The organism is Deferribacter abyssi (assembly GCF_049472655.1).
Taxonomy (GTDB): Bacteria; Chrysiogenota; Deferribacteres; order Deferribacterales; family Deferribacteraceae; genus Deferribacter; species Deferribacter abyssi.
This window is the reverse complement of the sequence record NZ_JAQNCS010000002.1, coordinates 35,782-57,920: the sequence shown is the minus strand read 5'-3', so window position 1 is coordinate 57,920 and position 22,139 is coordinate 35,782. Positions and strand designations below refer to the sequence as shown.

At 31.4% G+C, this 22,139-nt stretch carries 14 protein-coding genes; 7 read left to right on the top strand and 7 right to left on the bottom strand.

What is annotated here, in order from left to right; genetic code table 11:
- Positions 1-60: 60 nt before the first annotated feature.
- The 4 genes from OWK30_RS01295 to OWK30_RS01280 all read right to left on the bottom strand — a co-directional run bounded on the left by OWK30_RS01295 (position 61) and on the right by OWK30_RS01280 (position 5,298).
- Positions 61-459: a molybdenum cofactor biosynthesis protein MoaE gene (locus tag OWK30_RS01295; protein ID WP_423322822.1), complete on the bottom strand. Its 399-nt coding sequence runs from the start codon at positions 457-459 to the stop codon at positions 61-63.
- A complete protein-coding gene (locus tag OWK30_RS01290) occupies positions 456-2,864 on the bottom strand; it encodes a FapA family protein (protein ID WP_423322820.1) in 2,409 nt (802 codons plus the stop codon). Before OWK30_RS01290 ends, OWK30_RS01295 begins: the two co-directional genes overlap by 4 nt.
- An 82-nt stretch (positions 2,865-2,946) precedes the next feature.
- Positions 2,947-3,801 (bottom strand): PHP domain-containing protein, encoded by an 855-nt coding sequence (locus OWK30_RS01285; protein WP_423322818.1) that lies wholly within the window; start codon positions 3,799-3,801, stop codon positions 2,947-2,949.
- A 69-nt stretch (positions 3,802-3,870) separates the two neighbouring features.
- Positions 3,871-5,298, bottom strand: coding sequence for an OmpP1/FadL family transporter (locus OWK30_RS01280; RefSeq protein ID WP_423322816.1), 1,428 nt, complete (start codon positions 5,296-5,298; stop codon positions 3,871-3,873).
- Between the two features lie 428 nt (positions 5,299-5,726).
- Between OWK30_RS01280 and OWK30_RS01275 the strand changes: the two genes are divergently transcribed.
- The 5 genes from OWK30_RS01275 to OWK30_RS01255 are packed head-to-tail and all read left to right on the top strand — an operon-like array spanning position 5,727 to position 14,031.
- Entirely contained in the window at positions 5,727-7,556 is a 1,830-nt protein-coding gene (locus tag OWK30_RS01275; RefSeq protein ID WP_423322815.1) for an AMP-dependent synthetase/ligase, read from the top strand.
- Between the two features lie 59 nt (positions 7,557-7,615).
- Positions 7,616-10,003 (top strand): 3-hydroxyacyl-CoA dehydrogenase/enoyl-CoA hydratase family protein, encoded by a 2,388-nt coding sequence (locus tag OWK30_RS01270; RefSeq protein ID WP_423322813.1) that lies wholly within the window; start codon positions 7,616-7,618, stop codon positions 10,001-10,003.
- Positions 10,004-10,034: 31 nt separating this feature from the next.
- Positions 10,035-11,213 (top strand): thiolase family protein, encoded by a 1,179-nt coding sequence (locus tag OWK30_RS01265; RefSeq protein ID WP_423322811.1) that lies wholly within the window; start codon positions 10,035-10,037, stop codon positions 11,211-11,213.
- Between the two features lie 49 nt (positions 11,214-11,262).
- The gene (locus OWK30_RS01260; RefSeq protein WP_423322809.1) at positions 11,263-13,041 is read left to right on the top strand and encodes an acyl-CoA dehydrogenase family protein; all 1,779 of its coding nucleotides are present in this window, start codon (positions 11,263-11,265) and stop codon (positions 13,039-13,041) included.
- A gap of 42 nt (positions 13,042-13,083) precedes the next feature.
- Positions 13,084-14,031 (top strand): MBL fold metallo-hydrolase, encoded by a 948-nt coding sequence (locus tag OWK30_RS01255; protein WP_423322807.1) that lies wholly within the window; start codon positions 13,084-13,086, stop codon positions 14,029-14,031.
- A 174-nt stretch (positions 14,032-14,205) separates the two neighbouring features.
- Here the strand turns inward: OWK30_RS01255 and OWK30_RS01250 are convergent, their stop codons facing one another.
- Positions 14,206-15,513 carry a diguanylate cyclase gene (locus tag OWK30_RS01250; RefSeq protein WP_423322805.1) on the bottom strand — a complete coding sequence of 436 codons (1,308 nt, stop codon included), beginning with the start codon at positions 15,511-15,513 and terminating at the stop codon, positions 14,206-14,208.
- Positions 15,514-15,586: 73 nt separating this feature from the next.
- Between OWK30_RS01250 and gltX the strand changes: the two genes are divergently transcribed.
- Together gltX and der are read left to right on the top strand one after the other, a co-directional pair.
- Entirely contained in the window at positions 15,587-17,050 is a 1,464-nt protein-coding gene (gene gltX / locus OWK30_RS01245; protein WP_423322803.1) for a glutamate--tRNA ligase, read from the top strand.
- Between the two features lie 22 nt (positions 17,051-17,072).
- A complete protein-coding gene (der, locus tag OWK30_RS01240; RefSeq protein WP_423322801.1) occupies positions 17,073-18,392 on the top strand; it encodes a ribosome biogenesis GTPase Der in 1,320 nt (439 codons plus the stop codon).
- A gap of 4 nt (positions 18,393-18,396) precedes the next feature.
- Here the strand turns inward: der and OWK30_RS01235 are convergent, their stop codons facing one another.
- A complete protein-coding gene (locus OWK30_RS01235) occupies positions 18,397-19,629 on the bottom strand; it encodes an NAD(P)/FAD-dependent oxidoreductase (protein WP_423322799.1) in 1,233 nt (410 codons plus the stop codon).
- A gap of 150 nt (positions 19,630-19,779) precedes the next feature.
- Complete coding sequence (locus OWK30_RS01230) at positions 19,780-22,074, bottom strand: NADP-dependent malic enzyme (protein WP_423322797.1); 2,295 nt, start codon at positions 22,072-22,074, stop codon at positions 19,780-19,782.
- Positions 22,075-22,139 lie beyond the last annotated feature (65 nt).

The following is a 22,139-nucleotide window of genomic DNA, read 5'->3' as shown; positions in this document are numbered from 1 at the left end:
TATTTGTAGTTTTTTCTAGTTAAACACTATCAATACGTAAGCGTATTCAGTGTCAGTTAGTTAAACCTCTTCTAAACCGATTAATGTTTCAGATTTAATGAATTCCAGAATTGTTCTTACTGCGTTAAAAGCGCTATTTCTGTCTTTTGCTTCAACTGCTAAAAAAAGGATAGTGTCATTTTTATCAATCGTGCCTATTTGATGATATACAAATATTTTGTTTAAGTTGTATTTTTTAGATACATGCTCTGTAAATTCATAAATTTTTTCATAGGCTTTCTCATCTTTGATATAGAGCTTTATCTTACTATAATTTTTTTTGTATTTTCCTGGATACTTTGCTTTTCCATGATGGATGAGTATTGTGCCAGTAGAATCGTTCAGTTTATTATAAAATTCATCGTATAAGCTTTGGATATTAATCTTATCTTGTATTAAGTTTACTTTTATTTTATTCATAATATATCCTCTTCTGGTACTGATAATTGTCCGTTTTCTATTTTTATGATATGTTGTCCATTATGATCATTTGTTGTTTTAATAGAATAGTTACCAATTTTTAGTGTAACATCTGTGTATAATAACTTGTTAATTTTAATAAACGGTATGTGTTTAATTGATCTTTCATATAAATTTTCTAATAAAAGTAGATTTTCATTTATAAAATGAAGTTTATCTTCTACAGCTTTCATTCTCTCAATATATAATTTATATTCTTTATCTAAAAGAGCATCTTCAATATTGCCGTATTTAATAATGATTTTCTTTAATTGTTCTTTTAGGTAATTAAACGATTCTGTTAATTTTTTCTTTTTATCAACTAGAGTATTAATTTTATTTTTTATTATAACCTTATGAAATGGGGTTATTTTCAAAAAAGTTTTAGTGTATGGAATTGTACCTGCAATGTCTACCTCTATGAAATCAGATGAAGTAATTGAGCATGTATGAACTGTTCCAGTTTTTTTTGTGCATTTAAAATATCCACCACAAATAACATCACTATTTCTAACGTAATCGAGAACTTCGATATCACCTTCACATATCAATGTAGCATCTTGCACGAATTCAGCTGTAATTTTTTTTAGTGCTTTAATCTCAGCTTTTTCTTTACCAAAAATACCACCTTTAATAGTGATTGTTCCTTTTTCTGAAATAATATTGCATCCTTCTACTATACCGTTAATTTTGATATTTCCACCAGCAATAATATTGAATCCGCTTAAAACGTCACCATTTATTATGACATCACCATGATAATTGATATTTCCCACAGAATAGTCGACGTCTTGATGAATAATAATCACTTCTATTACATTAACATGTTTTCCATCGAAAGTAATTTGTCCATCAACTGTAGAAATTAATTTTAATCCGTCAGAACTAATATAAGTATTTTTACCAACTGGCAGCTTAATATCTTTTCCAGGTTTTGCTTTTATCCTGTTACCGTAAATATCTATTCCATCTATCCCCTCTGTATATGGAATTTTAATGCATAAAATATCATTTTTTCTAACTGGCTGAATGAAGTTGGTTTCTTTATAATCGACTCTGTCTGAATCACCATGTTTTGGTTTTAAAATATTATCTTTTTCAAAAAAGTAGATAATAAATGCATCATTTCCATTTATTGGAGGTTTACCTTTTGCGACAGGTATGTGTATTTTCCCTTTTTCTTGAATTAATTTTTCTATTGCAACTTCATCTATACCGTATTTAATGTTGTTTCTTTTTAAAAAATATATGATTTCATCCTTTGTAAAATCCAATGTTTGTGGGAGGGTAATAAATGCATTAATTTTATCCGGAGTAATTTCAATTGTGACATCTTTAAATTTTTTTAAATCAATTTTCTGAGTGTAATCAGATATAAGATAAGGAGAACCATTTGATAAATTAATAGCTTCTAAAATTTTATTCTTATTTTTTACAATAAAACCTTCATGTATAAGAGCATTTTCAATTGTATCAAATGATATCTTATTATCATTAATGATTAAATAAAGTTTATTATCAAGCTCAAGAATATTGTATGGTTCTTTAGCAATTAATACTGATTTTTTGTTTGTTTCGGTTAATAGCTTTAGAATTTCTGTGTAACTATTAATTCTTTGTTCAGGTTGTAATTTTAAACAGGCGAGAATTGCTTGCCTAATATTTTTATTTATCTTTGGAAACAGCTTCAAGTCAGGATATTTTAAAAATTTTATTTTTTGTATATTTTCATCATTTATTTTTTCTCCAAAAGGATATAGCCCGGTATATAGGGTGTAAATAATACATCCGAGTTGAAAAATATCTGATAGGTATGTAGATTGTTTTCCTTTGATTTTTTCTGGTGGTATAAATGGTGGAGAAAATGTTGAAAAGCCTAATTCACTAATCAGGTGGTTTTTTGTGATTACTCTTTCTAAGTTAAAATTGTCTATTTTAATTTTTAGGGATTTTGTGAGGAATAATGAATCAAGGTAGAGATTTTTATGGATAATATGACTTTCTTTTGCAAATTGAAGTGCATCAATAAGATCTGTTAAAATGGTGATTTTATTTTTATCATCCAATTGATTTATTTTAGATAAAGTTAATGAATCATTTTTTGTATTAACAAACTCTTGGATTAAATAAAAACACATATCATCTTCACCATAATCTAGGATAGTGAGTACATTTGGATGAATGATTTGGCCTGCTGTACTGATTAAATTACGAAAACGCTTGTTTAGATCTTTTGATGTTTTAGGAATTGTTTTTAAAAGAACTTTTCGATTAAAATTTGTGTCGATTGCTTGATAAGAGTCACCAGTTGGTGTAGTAGCTAAAAAATCTATTTTTTTATAACGGTCTAAAACTAATTCACTCATATAAATATGATTTACAAGAATTATGAAATAATTTCAATGAATTTAATAACTGGAGTTACCCTTTTTGGGAGTTGGTAGAAGTTTATGAGAGGATTATTTTTGTTTTTTTTTCGTAGTATGTTAACAGATTAGTGTAAATTGTTTTTTGGTATTTTTCAGGACAGTTTGTTATTCCAAGATCAACATCAGTTTTATTTAATCCGTGAAAATCGCTTCCTGCTGAAATGAATAGATTATATTTTTTAGCAATTTCAAGATAAAATTTGCTATCATTTTTTGTATGAAGTGAGCAGAAAACTTCTATACCACCCAATCCATATTCTATTAACTCTTTTGTAAATTTATCGAATTGTTCATTTTCTAAATCAAGAGTGATAGGGTGAGCAATAATTGAGATACCACCTGCTTTTTTAATCATGTCTATTCCTTCGATGGCCGAATACCTTTTTTTAGCTATGTAAAGAGGTTTACCTTTACCTAAATATTTGTCAAAGGCTTCTTGAGTAGAGGATACGATACCTTGGTCTATTAGGAATTTTGCAATGTGAGGTCTTCCAATTTCACCATCTATATCTTTTTGCAGATCCGATAGTGATATTTCAATTCCGAAATGATTTTTTATTAATTCAACTAGTTTAATGTTTCTTTTACGTCTGTATTTTTTTAGTTTTTCAAGTTTTGTTTTTAGGTTTTTGTCGTTGTGATTGATAAAAAGGCCAACTAAGTGAAAGGTTCCTGGATCAAAATCGATACTTATTTCAACACCTGAGATTTGCAAAATATCTGTTTCTACTGATAAAAAAGATTCAATACCATTCACAGTATCGTGATCGGTAAGTGCAATGGCTTTCAATTTTTTTTCTTTTGCATAATTTAGTAATTCTTGGGGTGTTAATGTGCCGTCAGAATATGTGGAATGCATATGCAAGTCAATCATATTGATTTTATATTAGAAAAAATAAATGAAATCAAATAAAAAAAGCGGCTCATTCGAGCCGCTTACGAATTAAAATTTATAATTTAGTGTGACACCATAACCCCACAGGTTACCATCAGCTTTCATTGAAACTTCACCTTCATTCCCCGTTACATCATCAGCATATGTATCATTTAAATTTTCACTTTCACCACCAATTTGTCTTTGATATTCAGCAACAATATATTGTAGTACTAAATCAATACTGAGTCTTCCAAAATTTAAACCGGCACCAAGTGAGTAGACCTTTTTATCAGCATCAGGCCAAACTAGATCAAATGTATCATCAGGGATTGGAGATGGATCATAGAAATAACCAGCTCTAAGAGTCAACAAATCTGTGACCATCCATTCTATACCTACTCTAACTTGTTTTGTATCCTCCCATTTTCTTGGAAATGTTTCTTTTTCCGTAGAACTGAGGAGAGGATCTTCAAAATTAGCTGTGTATTGATCTATGATACTCCAATTTGTCCAAACCACATCTGCTTCAATAGAAACTCTTTTATGAGGTTGATATCTAATACCAAGCTGAATTTGCTCTGGGTGGTCAACCGAAAAGTTAACATCTACGCTGGTATAAACTCTTGCTTTATTTAAAGTTGTTTCAGTTATTGGGTCCAACCCTTTTATTTCAGTTTCACCTTTAAATTTTGTGTGAGTTCTACTTCTGTAGGTAAGGCCGAGTGTCAGTTGATCCATAGGTTTGTACATAATACCTACATTATATGACCAGTTTACACTGTCTGTCACGTCTGTTTCAATTTTTTTCCCGTTAGTTGCTTGTGCTACGGCTAATTTTTGGCAATATATATTTGTTGGGTTACTATTACAATTAATTGAGTATGTTGTTATTAAATTATTTAAAGTATTTATTGTTGCGTCATTATATATTCTTCTATATACACCACTTTCACTTCTACCAACAGATATGCCAAAACCTATTGAGAATTTGTCATTTACCTTATAAGCAATGGTAGGAGAAACTACCAATCTGTAATAGTATGATTCATATGAGTTGTATGCACCAGCATTTTGTGCTGGATTATCTTCCCATTTAACATGAAGTCCATATGGTACATAAGCAGCCAAACCAAAGGCAATCCTATCGTTAATAGGCGTTGCAAAACCGATATGTGGTACAATTAATGTAGGTGATTTATCACCAAAATCTTGCCCATATGGAGATACATTATTACCTACACCGTCTGTTGCAGAGTAATCATAAATTTTTAAATTGGGGTTTAAAATGTGTACACCTGCACTTGCTGTAAAACTTTTCATTTGTACAAGACCAGCTGGGTTGTAGTAAGCGGCAAATGGATCGTCAGCGTAAGCTGAAAAGGCACCACCTAGAGCTGTGGCTTTTGAACCAATACCGAAAGTATCAACATTTCCTGCATAGGAAAACGAGATTGAAAAGACTAATAGAAGTAAGATTATAAAATACTTTTTCATAAAACCTCCTTTAAGTGTTTTATATACAAACATTATTATATTATTATTGAATAGTCAATTGAAAATAATATTTTTTTAAACAATTTTTGTTTTGTTATAAGTATAACTGTCGGTTAGATAAAGAAAAAGGTGGGTGTGAAATGTGTTAAAAATACAAAAATAGGTTTTACTAAGATAAAGTTTAATAAAAGTTTGAATAATATGTTAAATTGTTTTTTCGCGGTTAATAATGATTTATTATTTTGTTGGTAAGGTGATTAATGATATGATCTTTGTTTAGTGAATAGTTGTTTTGATTGTTGGGGTGTTAAAAGTACTGTTGTTATGAATCTTAAGCGCAGTTAAATTAAAATGGTATTTTAAAACACTTGACATTAACGTTAAATGAGTTTATGTATCTAATGAATAGTTATTCAATGGGAGGAATTATGGAAAAATGGCCATTTAAATCGGTTCCGCAGATTTTAAAACATAATGCTGAAAAATTTTCTGATAAACCAGCACTTGGTTATAAGAAGGGTGGAAAGTTTGTTGATGTTAGTTATGCAAGATTTTATGAGCTTGCGTTGATGGTTGCTCGTGGTTTAAGAAAACTTGGAATTAAACCTGGTGATAAAGTAGCTATTCTTTCTGAAAATCGCCCAGGATGGGTTATTGCTGATATGGGTATTCTTTCTGCAGGAGCAGTTACAGTACCAATTTATGCTACAAATACACCAGAACAAGTGAAATATGTTTTAAATCATTCAGAGTCAAAGGTAATATTTATTTCAAATAGGTTTCAATATGAAAAGTTATTGGAAATAAAAGATGAGATTCCGCATATAGAACACATAATATCTTTTGATAGGTTTTTAGGGCATAAAGGATTTCCTGTTAATACACATCTTCAGTTAGCTGAAATTTCTGTTCCCTTAGGTGATGATGAAAAGAAAGAAATAGAAAAAATTATAGAATCTATTAGCCCAGATGATACTGCAACGCTGATATATACTTCAGGAACTACTGGCGTGCCTAAAGGTGTTATGCTTACACATTATAACCTTGTGTCTGAGATAATTTTAGGTGCACGAAAAGTTGATATGTTAGAGCCTAATGATATTTTTTTAAGTTTTTTGCCTTTGAGTCATGCTCTCGAAAGAGCAGTAGGGTACTATATTCCTGTATATGTGGGTGCTCAGATAGTTTTTGCTGAAAGTATAGATAAAGTTCCTGAAAATATTTTAGAAGTTAAGCCAACGTGTATGGTAAGTGTACCTAGGCTTTTTGAGAAAATGTATTCTAGAATATATGAAAACGTGCATGCTATGAGTGGGTTAAAAAAGACGCTTTTTCACAAGGCGATTGAAGTAGGTAAAATTTATATAGAAAAGAAATACTTAAAGGGAGAAAATACAGGTTTTTTAGGATTTAAATATAAAATTTTTGATAAATTAATTTTTTCAAAGATTAGGGAGCGATTTGGTGGTAGGGTTAAAGCTTTTGTTTCTGGTGGTGCTCCGCTTGATAAAACAATTAATGAGTTCTTTTGGGTGATTGGGATGCCGATTCTTGAAGGATACGGGCTTACAGAAACAAGTCCAGGAATCTGTATTAATACTTTGAAGCAGGTTCGATTTGGTTCTGTGGGGACGATGTTTGATAATTGTTATGCTAAGTTAGCTGATGATGGAGAGTTATTGCTGAAAGGTCCAGTTATTATGAAAGGGTATTATAAAAATGAAGAGGCAACAAAAGAGGTCTTTAAAGATGGTTGGTTTAAAACTGGAGATATCGGTAAAATAGATGAAAATGGGTTTGTTTATATTGTAGATAGAAAAAAAGAGCTTATTATAACTGCTGGTGGTAAAAACATTGCACCTCAACCAATAGAGAATGAATTAAAACTCGATAAATATATTTCTCAGGCTTTTGTATATGGTGATAAAAAACCATATTTAGTTGCATTGCTTGTTCCAAACTTTGAAAGACTGGTGGAATTTGCTAAAGAACACCATATAGAGTATTTTGATATGAATGATCTTGTTGCTCATGAGAAGGTTTTGAAATTATATGAAGAGAGAGTTGAAGAGATTAACAAAAAGTTTGCAAAGTTTGAGACTATTAAAAAGTTTTCTCTTGTCCCTGTAGATTTTACTATAGAGGGTGGAGAACTTACTCCGACATTAAAGTTGAAAAGAAGAGTAATTTACGAAAAGTATAAAGATAAAATAGAATGTTTATATGAAAATAATGGCAATTGTTTTACTTGCACGTAAAGTACAATTGTGCTATAAAATGGTTTGTAAATAAATGAATGTTAAATCAGGAGGAAGTGATGAGGCAAATTAATAAGGCTGCTGTTTTAGGCGCAGGAGTTATGGGTGCCACAATTGCTGCACATTTAGCCAATGCAGGTGTTGATGTTGTTCTTTTAGATATTGTACCAAGAGAGTTGACAGAAGAAGAGAAGGCTAAAGGATTAACTTTAAATGATAAGGTTGTTAGAGACAGGATTGCTAGAAACGGGCTTGAAAATGTGAAAAAGATTAAGCCTGCAGCATTTTATTTGAAAGAGTTTGCAAATCAGATTGATGTGGGAAATTTTGAAGATGATATGCATAAAATTTCAGATTGTGATTGGGTTATTGAGGTTGTTGTTGAAAATATGGATATTAAGAAAAAGTTATTAACAGAGAAAGTAGTACCAAATTTTAAAAAAGGTGCAATATTATCCACTAATACAAGTGGGCTTTCTGTAAATGAAATGGCAGAAGTGCTTCCTGATGAAATTAAAAAGAACTTTTTAGTAACGCACTTTTTTAATCCGCCAAGATATATGAGATTGATGGAAATCGTTCCTTCCAAGTACACTGATCCAGGTGTTGTTAAATTTATGGCTGACTTTATCAGTAAACGTTTAGGTAAAGGTATAGTTTATGCCAAAGATACTCCTAATTTTATAGGTAACAGAATTGGCGTTTACGTAATTTATTCTGCATTTAAACATTTGAATGATTTGAATATGACTGTGGAAGAAGCAGATGTAGCTGCTGGTCCTGCTATTGGTATGCCGAAAACAGCTATCTTTAGATTGGCTGATCTTGTAGGTATAGATACTATTGTTCATATTGGTAATAACTCATACTCTTTGTTGAAAGATGATGAAGAAAGAGAAATTTATAAGGTTCCTGAATTTTTATCTAAAATGGTTGAAAAAGGTTTACTTGGAAACAAGGCAAAACAAGGGTTTTATAAAAAAGAAAAAACAGCAGAAGGCAGAAAAACATACTTTTATGATTATAAAATTGGTGAGTATAAAGAAGCTACTAAACCAAAGTTTCCATCTACACAAACGGCAAAACAGATTGATGATGTGGCAACAAGAATTAAAACTGTAGTTACTGGTAAAGATAAGGCTGCCGAGTTTGCCTGGAGATTATTGAGGGATTCTTTAATTTATACCTTTAACAGAATTCCTGAAATTGCTGATGATATAGTGAATGTTGATAATGCAATGAAATGGGGGTATAATTGGGAGCTGGGTCCATTTGAGGTGTTTGATGCCATTGGTGTTAAATATTTTGTAGAAAGGGCAGAGAAAGAAGGTAAACAGATTCCTGAGAAACTGAAAAAAATAGAGAAGTTTTACAAAGTTGAAAACGGCAAAAAATATTATTATGATATTTTAACTGGAGATTACAAAGAAGTACCTGTTGATGAGAAAACAATCAATTTATCTCTTCTTAAAAATGCTGGTAAAATTGTAGATTCTAATAAAGGTGCGTCTCTTATTGATCTTGGTGATGGTGTTTACTGTCTAGAATTCCATTCTAAAATGAACTCTATTAGTGGCGATATCCTTTCTATGACTAAAAAGGCTATCAAATATGTTGAAGAAAATGGTGTGGGACTTGTGATTGCTAACCAAGGGAAAGCTTTTAGTGTTGGCGCAAATCTTGCAATGCTTGCTGTAGCTATAGCTGAAGGTGCATTTGATGATATTCATATGATGGTAAAAGCTTTCCAAGACACTGCGATGACAATAAAATATTCTAAAATACCTGTAGTAGCAGCTCCGTTTCAAATGGCTCTTGGTGGTGGTTGTGAGTTTTGTTTACATGCAGATGCCAGGGTAGCCCATGCTGAAACATATATGGGATTAGTTGAAATTGGAGTTGGTTTACTTCCTGCAGGTGGTGGTACGAAAGAGATGGCTATTCGTGCTATAAAATTAGCAGAAAAATATAATACGGATGTTTCACCATTTGTTTTCAAAAACTTTATGAACATTGCAATGGCTAAGGTTTCTATGGGAGCTTACGAACTTTATAATCTTGGTTATCTTTCTGATGGTGATGCTATTGTAATGAATATAGATAACCTCATTTATGATGCAAAAATGAAGGTACTTGATTTGGCTCAAAACTATAGGCCTAAAAAACCGCTTACTAATTTAAAAGCGCCAGGCAGAAGTGTTGCTGCAAGTATTAAAACGCAACTTTGGAATATGAAGAAAGGTAACTTTATTACTGAATATGAAGAATATCTTGGGAGTGTTATTGCTGATGTGATTACTGGTGGTGATGTGAATGCTGGAACTCTTATTACAGAAGAATATTTGTTAAAACTCGAAAGAGATGCATTTGTGAAGCTTTGTTCGCAGAAGAAAACAATAGAGAGAATCCAGCATATGTTGAAAAAAGGTAAGCCATTAAGAAACTAAACTTATAAAATAGATAATGGAGGATTTTAAAATGAGAAAAGCATATATTTTAGCTGCCTATAGAACACCAGGGTGTAAAGCAAAAAAAGGTAAATTTAAAGATATGAGACCAGATGATTTAGCTGCTGTAGCTATTAAAGGGCTAGTGGAAAAGACTGGTATTAACTCTGCAGACGTTGAAGATGTAATTATAGGATGTGCATTTCCTGAAGGTGAGCAGGGTATGAATGTGGCTAGAGTTGCGTCTTTCAAGGCTGGCCTCCCAATTGAAGTACCTGCTATGACAGTTAATAGGTTTTGTTCAAGTGGTTTGCAGACGATAGCATTAGCAGCTGAAAGGATAATGGCTGGTTTTGCGGATTGTATAATTGCTGGAGGAACAGAATCTATGACTATGGTGCCAATGGGTGGTAATAAATATAGTGCAAATCCAGATCTTGTAGCAAGTTGGCCTGAAACATATGCATCAATGGGGATTACTGCTGAACTTGTAGCTGAAAAATATAAAATTTCGAGGGAAGAGCAGGACGAATTTGCATATAACAGCCATATGAAGGCTGCTGCAGCTATTAAAAATGAGAAGTTTAAAGATGAAATAATCCCTGTTGAGGTTGAACATACAAGTATAGATGATAAAAATAAAGTTAATAAAATTAAAGAAGTTGTTGAAGTGGATGATGGTGTTAGGCCTGATACTACTATTGAAGGACTTGCTAAATTAAAACCTGTTTTTAGAGCAAATGGCTCAGTGACAGCTGGTAATTCTTCTCAAATGACTGATGGTGCTGCTGCTGTATTGGTGGTAAGTGAAGATTATTTGAAAAAGCATGGTCTTAAACCGATTGCAAGATTTGTAGCCTTTGCAGCCAAAGGTGTTGCCCCTGAGATTATGGGGATAGGACCTGTTGCTGCAATACCTGCTGCTCTTAAACTAGCAGGTCTTCAATTAGAGGATATTGGATTGATAGAATTAAATGAAGCTTTTGCAGCTCAGTCTTTAGCGGTTATTAAAGAACTTGGTTTAAACAAAGATATTGTGAATGTAAATGGTGGTGCTATTGCGCTTGGTCACCCTCTTGGTTGTACTGGAGCAAAATTGACAGCAACTTTGCTTCATGAAATGCATAGAAGGGATGTTAAATATGGTATGGTTTCAATGTGTATTGGTGGTGGTATGGGTGCAGCTGGTATTTTTGAAATAATTAAATAATGATAATTTTTAAATATGAATTGAAAAATAAATATTTGAGGAGTGTGAAATGGAGAAAAAATTATTGAAAGGTGCTGAATATTTAATTGCTGATGTAGCAAAAGATGATGTTTTTACGCCAGAAGATTTTACAGATGAACAGAAGCAAATTGCTGAAACTACAGAGCAATTTGTGTTGAATGAAGTGCTTCCAGATATTGAAGATATTGATAATCAAGATTTTGAGAAAGTTGTGAAACATATGAAAAAATGTGGAGAACTTGGACTATTGATGATTGACGCACCTGAAGAGTATGGTGGTTTGGATTTGGATAAGGCCACAAGTATGTTAGTTGCTGAAAAAATTGCTCCTGCTGGTTCTTTCTCTGTAGCCTATTCAGCACATACAGGTATTGGTACCTTACCGCTTGTTTATTATGGCACAAAAGAGCAAAAAGAAAAATATCTTGAAAAAATTATTACAGGTGAATGGATTGCTGCTTACTGTTTAACTGAACCTGGCTCAGGTAGTGATGCGCTAGGTGCAAAGGCAACAGCTACACTTAGTGAGGATGGAAAATATTATATATTAAATGGTACAAAGCAGTTTATAACAAATGCCGGATTTGCTGATCTTTTTACAGTTTTTGCAAAAGTAGATAAAGAACATTTTACTGCGTTTTTAGTTGAAAGAACTTTTGAAGGTGTTGAGCTTGGCCCAGAAGAAAAAAAGATGGGTATCAAAGGTTCTTCTACAAGACAGGTGATTTTAAATAATTGTAAGGTTCCAGTTGAAAACGTGTTAGGAGAAATAGGTAAGGGGCATAAAATTGCTTTTAATATTTTAAATGTTGGAAGATTTAAATTAGGTGCAGCGGTAACAGGTGCTGCTAAATATGCACTTGTTGAAGGTATAAAATATGCTAACGAAAGGAAACAGTTTGGTAAACAAATAAGCAGTTTTGGTGCTATAAAAGAAAAAATTGCTGATTTAGTTGCACATACATATGCTTCTGAATCTCTTATCTACAGGCTTGCTGGATTACTTGATGATAAGTTAGCGACAATAGATAAATCAGCAGAAAATTATTATGATCTTTATCAAAAATGTATAGAAGAGTATGCTATTGAATGTTCTATCTCTAAGGTATTCTGTAGTGAAGTTCTTGCAAAGGTTGTGGATGAAGTAGTTCAAATATATGGTGGTTACGGATTTATTCAAGAGTATCCTGCAGAAAGATTTTATAGAGATGAAAGAATAAATAGAATATTTGAAGGTACCAATGAGATTAACAGGTTGCTTATCCCTGGTATGATGCTTAAGAGAGCTATGAAAGGTGAAATTCCATTACAACAAGAAGCAATGAAAGCGGTAGATGCTTTAATGACTCCTTCTTTTGATGAAATCGATGAAACTGTTCCTTTTGCTCAAGAAAAATATACATTAAATAATTTAAAAACTCTTTATCTTGTAATTGCAGGTGCTGCTGTGCAAAAGTATATGGATAAGATTGTTAATGAACAAGAAGTTTTACTCACACTTGCTGATATTGCAATTCAGATATTTGCAATAGAAAGTGCTATGCTTAGGGCTGAAAAGAATATTGAAAGAGTTAGTGATAAAAAAGCAAAATTGATGGAAGCTGCTGTAAAGGTATTTACATTTGATGCAGTTGAAGTTATTGCAAAAGCTGCTAGGAAGGCTGCTTTTTATATTGAAGAAGGTGACAATCTTATGATGATTTTGAGTGGTATTAGAAGATTTACAAAATACAATGCAACTGGATTATTGCAATCAAAAAGGTTGCTTGCTGATACAGCAATTGAATTGGAAAAATACATTTTTTAAGAGGGGCTTAAATAGTCCCTCTTTTATAAATTAGGAGGTGTGGTGGTTAAGAAATATACTGTAGATACTCCTTATCCTGTAGGTCCTGTTCATTTTTATGTTGAAGAATATAATGATTTTATTGTTCTTTTTGATACTGGTCCAAATACTAACCATGCAAAAGAGTTTTTAAAGCAATCAATAGATTTGAATAGGTTAAAATATCTTTTTATAACTCATTGTCATGCTGATCATTATGGTCTTGTTAAATATATTAAAGAAAATAGTGATGCAGAAATTTTTATCTCAAAATATGATTTATTTAGACTTTATAATTTGGATTTAAGAATTAAATCCATGAGTAGAATTTTAAAAGAGATAGGTATGATGAGTTCAACTATTGAAAAGATAATAGGTGTATTGTATATGTTTGCAAGAGAAGTTCCAGTACCTGGTGACATACAAGTGTTAGAAGATGCAGATGATATTTTAGAAAGTCTTAAAATTTCATATCTAAGGTGTCCTGGTCATTCCCAAAGTGATATTGTATATTTATTAGGTAATAAGGCTATTACAGGAGATGTATTTTTAAATGGAATTTTTCAAACACCTCTTCTTGATATTGATGCTGATAACAGTGATAGTAGATTTAAAAATTATCTATATTTTTGCGAAACGATTCAAAAAATTAAAAAGCTAGAGGAAAAATATCAGCTTCTACCTGGACACAGAGATTTTATAGATAGTGTTGAAGAGAGGGTAAAGTTTTATGTTAATAAAATGTGTGAAAGGATTATAACTTTGAAAGATTTCTTGAAGAAGGGTGATATTTTAAAAGCATTGAAAAAAATTATACCTAACCCAGAAGATGAACCTTTTAACACATATATTAAGTTATCTGAGATTTTATTTTTTAATGATTTTTATGAAAACCCAAACTTATTATTAGACTCTTTAAAGGAAGCCAAAATCAATTTTAATAAAAATTTAATAATGATGTGTATTGATTGAGATTTATTTTTTTATGTCTATAAGAGGTATACTACCAATAAGTTACTTTAAATACAGGATAAAAGTAGTAAAAAATTTTTTATTAATTAAATTAAATTTTCTTCGAAAACTAATTTAGGGATAGGAAATCATAATATTGTTTTATTACATAGTTTTCACTTTTCTAGTGAGAAGTTAAGAAATTTCTATTATATCATCATCAATTTTTAAATAAGCTTTGTTTCTACCATTGTTTTTAGCCATATATAACATTTTATCAGCACATTTTATAATCTCGTTACTAGTCTTGTAGTTTTTGTTGAAAATACAACAACCAATGCTTACCGTGAAAGTTATTGTACTCTCATTAGTTTTAATTTTATGGTTTCTAACGTTATGTAATAGTTTACTTATGACCGTAGCCATAGAATTATTAGATACATTTGGGATTAAACATAAAAATTCTTCACCACCAAATCTGCCGATTATATCTGTTTTTCTTAATGTTGCTCTTAAAATACCTGAAAAATGAATAAGGACATCATCCCCTACATCATGTCCATATGTGTCATTTATGTGTTTGAAGTGATCTAAATCTAAAATTAATACAGCAAACGGAGTGAGATATCTATTAAAATTTGCAATTAAGATATTTAACTGTTCTAGAATAAATCTTCTATTGTAAAGTTTTGTTAAAGGATCAGTAGTTGCTTTTAAAAATAGTTCTTTATTAATTTCATCAAGTTCATCATTAATTTTTTTAATTTTCATGTTGTTTATGATTCTGAGTATTAACTCCTCAGGAGAGTATGGTTTTAATAAATAATCATCTGCTCCAAAAACAATAAGAGTTCTAATTAAACTACTTTCTCTTGAACCAGTTTGTATTATAATTCTGGTGTTCATAAGTTTTTTATTTTTTCTTATGGTTTTTGTAAGCTCAATACCATCGATTTTATCCATGAAAATATCAATGATACATATATCTGGGGTTTGTTTTTCAACTTCTTTTAAGAATTTTTCTGGATTAGAAAATAACTTATATTTTGCGTTGGTTTGTTGTAATATGTTTTCTATGAATTTTAATTGAGTAATGCTGTCATCCACAACTACTATATAAGAATCTGATAAATTAATATTTGAGTATAAATTGATTATTTCATCAACAATGTCAACAATGGATTCATCTATATTGTCTCTATCTAAAAATTCTATTATACCATATTCATATGCGTCGTATTTTGAGATTTCTTCTTTGTTAGAAGTAATAATAATGAAAGGAATATTAATGTTTTTTTCCTTCAGTGTTTCACAAAATTGAAAAGCATTGCCATCACTTAATTCATAACTCATTATTATTAAATCTGGTTGAATATCATTTATTATTTCAAGTGCTTCAGATATTGATGAAACAGAAGTTACTCTAAACTTTTCAGACAGGTAATTTTCTAAAACATATCTTGACACTTTAGAAGTGTCTGCTATAAGTATGTGTTTTCTCATAATAAATAAACCTTAAACTTTAAAGAAGTTTACTATAAAAAAAATAAATATTCAATATTTAGTTGGAGGGAATATGTCTGTAAGAGTAAGATTTGCACCGAGTCCTACTGGTCATATACATGTAGGTAATGTGAGGACAGCTCTGTTTAATTATTTGTTTGCTCGAAATCAAGGTGGAAAATTTATTCTAAGAATAGAAGATACTGATCTTGAAAGATCAAGTTTGGAAAGTGAGAAACTTATTTATGAAGATTTACAATGGCTTGGACTTGATTGGGATGAGGGGCCGATAATTGGCGGCAATTATGGTCCTTATAAACAAACTGAACGTTATAAAATATATAAAAAATATATACAAAAGTTACTTGATGAAGGTAAGGCTTACAAATGTTTTTGCTCTAAAGATGAACTTGAAGAGATGAAAGAAAAAGCGTTGAAAGAAGGGAGGCCTCCAAGATACAATGGAAAATGTCGTAATTTGACCCTTCAAGAAATTGAATCTTTTGAAAAAGAAGGTAAAAAAGCATCTATTCGTTTTAAAGTAGAAGATTTAGAAGTTCGAATCAGTGATATAATTAAAGGAGAAATTAGTTTCAAAACTGATGCTTTTGGTGATTTTATTATTGTTAGGCCTGATGGGATGCCTGTATATAATTTTGTTGTTGTAATAGATGATGCACTTATGGAAATTACTCATGTAATTAGAGGTGATGACCATTTAAGCAATACTCCTAAACAGGTTTTAATTTATAATGCTTTAGGTTTTAAAGTCCCTAAATTTGCTCATATTCCAATGATATTAGGTCCTGATCACTCAAAACTTAGTAAAAGACATGGTGATACTAGTGTTAATCAATTTAGGGAAAAAGGATATTTACCAGAAGCTTTGTTTAATTATTTAGCACTTTTATCCTGGTCTCACCCTGAGGAAAAAGAAATACTGTCAAAAGATGAGTTGATAGAAGCATTTTCTCTAGATAGAGTATCAAAAAGTGCAGCGGTTTTTGATTTTGAAAAACTTAAATGGATGAATGGTATATATATTAGAAATAAAAGTAAAGAAGAGCTAACAAAATTATGTGTGCCATATCTAATATCGGAAGGATTGGTAACTGATAGATATGTTAATGAAAATTTTGATAAGTTAGCAGATATGATAGAGTCTATAAGAGATAATTTAGAGTTGCTATCCGATGTTGCTCAATATATTGAGGTTTATTTTAAACTCAATACTATCTTAGATGAAAAAGCAAAAGAATTGCTAGTAAAGGATACCTCAATACCTGTTTTAAGAACTTTTTTATCAGAGATTGAAAAAGTGGATGAACTAAATGAAAAAATTTATAAAACTATAGTAAAGAGTGTGCAAAAATCTACTGGTGCTAAAGGGAAAAATCTTTTTATGGTTATAAGAATTGGTGTTTCTGGATTAACGAAGGGACCTGAGCTTGATAAGCTAGTAGTTAACCTTGGTAAAGATGAAGTTGTGAAGAGGGTTAGAGAAATATTAAGATTGATTGGGAATCATGATTTTTAAATGATTTAATTTAGGAGTTTTAATGTTTACTGTTGGAATAATTGGACGACCAAATGTAGGAAAATCCACTTTGTTTAATAGAATAGCTGGTAAGCGAATTGCAATCGTTGATGATGTGCCTGGAGTTACTAGAGACAGGATAGAATATATTGCAGAATGGCAAGGAAAGAAATTTAAGATTTTAGATACATGTGGATATGATTTAAAAGAAGACCTTTTAAAAAAAGAAATGTTAAAACAGTTTTATGCTTCTCTTGATGAATCTGATTTATTTATTTTTTTGGTGGATGGAAGGGATGGAGTACACCCTTTAGATGAAATTGTTTGTAATATTTTAAGAGAAAAAGAGAAGCCTTTCATTTTAGCGGTTAACAAAATTGATAATGAAAAAAGTGAAGGTAATATTTGGGAGTTTTATTCTTTGGGTGTTGAAGAAGTAATTCCAATTAGTGCTACTCATGGGAAAAATGTAGATGAACTGTTAGATAAAGTTGTTGAGTATGTTGTAGATAAAGATGAAATTGATGTAAAAAATATTATAAAGATTGTTGTAGTAGGAAGGCCGAATGTAGGTAAATCTAGTCTAATAAATAAGTGGTTAAATGAAGAAAGATTAATTGTTACTCCTATTCCAGGAACGACACGAGATAGTGTAGATACTTTTTTTGAGTATAAAGGACAAAAATATATTCTTATAGATACGGCTGGACTTCGCAAAAAGTCTGTAATGTTTAAAGATAGGATTGAAAAATATGGTTATTATAGAAGTTATGATGCTATAGAAAGAGCTGATATTGCTGTAGGGCTTATTGATGCTACTCAAGGTGTTACTGAAAGAGATGTAAAAGTGATTGCAGATGCTTATGAATCTGGTAGGCCAGTAGTGATAGCAGTAAATAAATGGGATGCTGTTGAAAAAGATGAACAGCTTGGTAATAAATTTAGAAGAGAAATAGCAGAGAAATTCAAGTTTTTACATACTCCCCCTGTGTTATTTATTTCAGCAGTAACAGGCAAAAATGTGTATAAGGTTTTTGACGCTATTAATGAGCTATATAAAGAATATACTATGCGAATTCAAACTTCGAAATTGAACAGGCTACTTGAAGATGTACAGATGAAACATCAACCACCTGTTGTTAAAAACAGAAGAGTCAAATTTTATTACATGACTCAAGTTGGAATAAAACCTCCTGAGTTTGTTGTTTTTGTTAATTATCCTGATGCTGTTCATTTTTCGTATAGAAGATTTATAGTTAATCAACTTCGTGAAAGTTTTGGATTTAGAGGTGTTCCGCTAATTGTTAATTATAGAAAGCGAGGAGAGAAGAAAGAGTTTTAGTTTGTTAATCGTCTATTATAAGTCTTGCTCCTTTTTTCAATGTGAGGTAGGACCATGCCCATTGAAGTATTACGAATATTCTATTTTTAAATCCAGTTAAATACATAATATGTACCAAAATCCAGGTAACCCATGCTATGAAACCTGATAATTTTAAATTCTTAATCTCAGCAATGGCTTTACTTCTACCTATTGTTGCCATCTGACCTTTATCGAAATATTTAAATGTTGTTCTTTTTTTACCTTTAACTTCAGATAAAATTAGTTTTGCTACAAATTTACCTTGTTGCATGGCAACAGGTGCGATACCAGGTAGTACTTTACCATTTTGCTCGAAATGAGCAAGGTCACCTATAACAAAAACATTTGGATAGTTTTCAAGTGAAAGATCTTTATTTACTATGATTCTTCCCATCTTATCTTTTTTACCTGGTATTTTTTCAGTTAATGGATTAGCTTTTATTCCTGCAGCCCAGATTATTGTTGCAGATTCTAATATTTCGTTGCCAATTCGAACTCCATTATCATCGATTTCTGTAACCATACTTTTTGTCCATACCTGAACACCCAAAGATTCAAGATCTTTTACTGCTTTATTAATTAGTTTATGATCAAATGTTGGAAGGATTTTATTGGTTGCTTCGATAAGGATAATTCTAGAAAGACGTGGATCAATATTTCTAAAATCTTTCGCTAAAGTAAACCTTGTCATTTCACCTATGGCTCCTGCAAGTTCCACCCCTGTGGGGCCACCACCTATTATCACAAATGTTAAATATTTTTTTCTTTCATTGTCATCATTTGTTTTTTCTGCTAATTCAAATGCATTTAAGATTTTATTTCTAAGTTGCTGTGCATGACTAAGATTTTTTAAGGTCGGAGCATATTTAACCCAATTGTTTTTACCAAAATAATTTTCGACGGTGCCACATGATATAATAAGATAATCGTAGCTATGTTTGTTTGAATCTGTGATTACGATTTTGCTGTTAAAATCAAAATCAACAACTGTTTCTTTATACACATTGACATTTTTATAGTTTCTGAAAATACTACGGATAGGATAGGCTATGTCAGATTCATTCAGTCCTGCTGTGGCAACTTGATAAAGAAGTGGCTGAAATAAGTGATGGTTTTTTTTGTCAATAATAGTAATTTTTAACTTTTTATTTTTACTGAGAACCTTAGCTGTATTAAGTCCACCAAAACCTGCTCCGATTATTACAACTTTTTTCAATATGAATACTCCTTAAAAATTTGAATATTATATTTTTATAAATTAAAATAATTATAATTTCAAGCATAATAGTAGAAGAATTGGTTTAGAAATAGAAAAGGGCGCTTAAAAAGCGCCCTTTATATAATGGTTTGACTAGTTGACTATTTTTTATAAACAAATTTTATCTTTATTATTTTCTTTCCATTCTGCATCTACTACCGCAATTGCTGCCATATTAACTATTTCGTTAACATCGCTTCCCCTTTGTAATACATGAACTGATTTGCAAAATCCCTGAAGAATGGGGCCTATTGCGATACCATTACCTAGTCTGTAGAGTAGTTTGTATGCAATATTACCAGCTTCAAGGTTAGGGAAGATAAGTATATTAGCATCTCCTTTTATTTCTGAGAAAGGAAAAGCTTCTTCTGCAATAGGTGGATAAGTAGCAGTGTCAGCTTGCATATCTCCATCAATAACAAGTTCTGGATATTTTTCTTTAACGATTTTAATAGCTTCTGCTACTTTTATAGTTCTTGGAATTCTTACACTACCAAAATTTGAAAAGCTAAGCATTGCTATTTTGGGTTCGATACCGAATTTTTCCAAGGTTTCAGCTGATTGGATGGCTATTTGAGCAAGTTGTTCAGCATCTGGATCAATATTAACGGTAGTGTCTGCACAGAGCACTAGTTTGTTTTTAAATACCATAAAGTATGAACCTGAAGGAACTGAGTATCCTTTTTGGAGAGATAATGTTTCGAGAAGAGGTTTTATTGAATCTCCATAACTTCTTGAATAACCAGTAAGTAAACAATCGGCTTCACCGTTTAAAACCATTAAAGCAGCATAGTAATTATAAACTTTTGATAACTTTCTTTTTGCTTCTACCAAAGTCATGCCTTTTCTTTTTCTCATATCAAAGAGCTGTTTAGCATATTCGTCCAGTTTATCAGATTTTGCAGGCTCAACAATTTCGCAGCCATTTAGGTTAATGTTATATTTTTCAGCGAGGGAAAGGATGTTTGCTTTATCTCCAAGTAAAATAGGTGTTCCAAACCCTTCTTCAACAATTTTTTGTGCTGCACGAAGTATTTTTTCAAAATCACCTTCTGGCATTACAATTCTTTTAGGAGTTTGTTTTGCTATATGAATGATTTCTCTTGTAAATTCTTTTGCAAAGGAAAGTCTTGACTCAAGATAATCTTTGTATTTTTCAAAATCTTTTATTGGTTTTCTTGCTACACCAGAATCCATAGCGGCTTTAGCTACAGCAGGAGCAACCCATGTTAACACTCTTGGGTCGAAAGGTTTTGGTATAATATAATCTTTTCCAAATTCTATTCTTTCAACACCATAAGCTTTACAGACATTTTCTGGTACATCTTCTTTGGCTAATGCGGCTAAGGCTTTTACAGCAGCAAGTTTCATTTCTTCATTGATGGCTTTTGCCCTAACATCAAGAGCTCCTCGAAAAATAAATGGAAATCCAAGAACATTATTAACTTGGTTTGGATAGTCCGATCTTCCAGTTGCCATAATCGCATCGCCTCTAACTTCAGCCACTTCTTCTGGAGTGATTTCAGGATCAGGATTAGCCATTGCCATAATAATAGGGTTCCTAGACATCATTTTGACCATTTTCTTTGTAACAGCACCTTTAACAGATAACCCCATAAAAACATCAGCACCATCCATTGCTTCTTCTAATGTTCTCTTGTCTGTTTCTATTGCAAATTCTTCTTTATATTTATTCATTCCTTCTTTGCGACCTTTATAAATAACACCTTTTGTGTCGCACATAATAATATTTTCTTTTTTAGCACCAAGTGAAATGAGAAGCTTTCCAATGGCAATTCCTGCAGCTCCTGCACCGTTAATTACAATCTTTATTTCTTCGATTTTTTTATCAACAAGTTCAAGAGCATTGATTAATGCAGCTGCAGCAATAATAGCAGTACCATGCTGATCATCATGAAAAACAGGTATTGATAATCTCTTTTTTAATTCTTCTTCAATGTAGAAACAATCTGGTGCTTTAATATCTTCAAGGTTAATCCCGCCAAAGGTTGGTTCTAAAAGTTCGCAGACTTTTATAACATCATCAGGGTTTTGTGAATTTACTTCTATATCGAAAACATCAACATCTGCAAATCTCTTAAACAACACACCTTTCCCTTCCATGACTGGTTTACCAGCAAGCGCACCAATATTTCCAAGCCCCAAAACCGCAGTACCATTAGATACTACAGCAACAAGATTACCCTTAGCAGTGTATTCAAAAGCTAAATTAGGATCTTTTTCAATTTCTTTACAAGGGATTGCTACACCTGGAGTGTAAGCTAATGATAATTCTCTTTGTGTGTAACATGGTTTAGTTGGTACTACCTCAATTTTACCTGGTCTTGCTCCTGAGTGGTATTCAAGAGCTTCTTCTCTTGTTATTTTGCCTTTTTTTTCCATCAAAGACCTCCAAATATATTATTATTGACCAAATATAATATTTATTGTAAACTATAAATCAACTG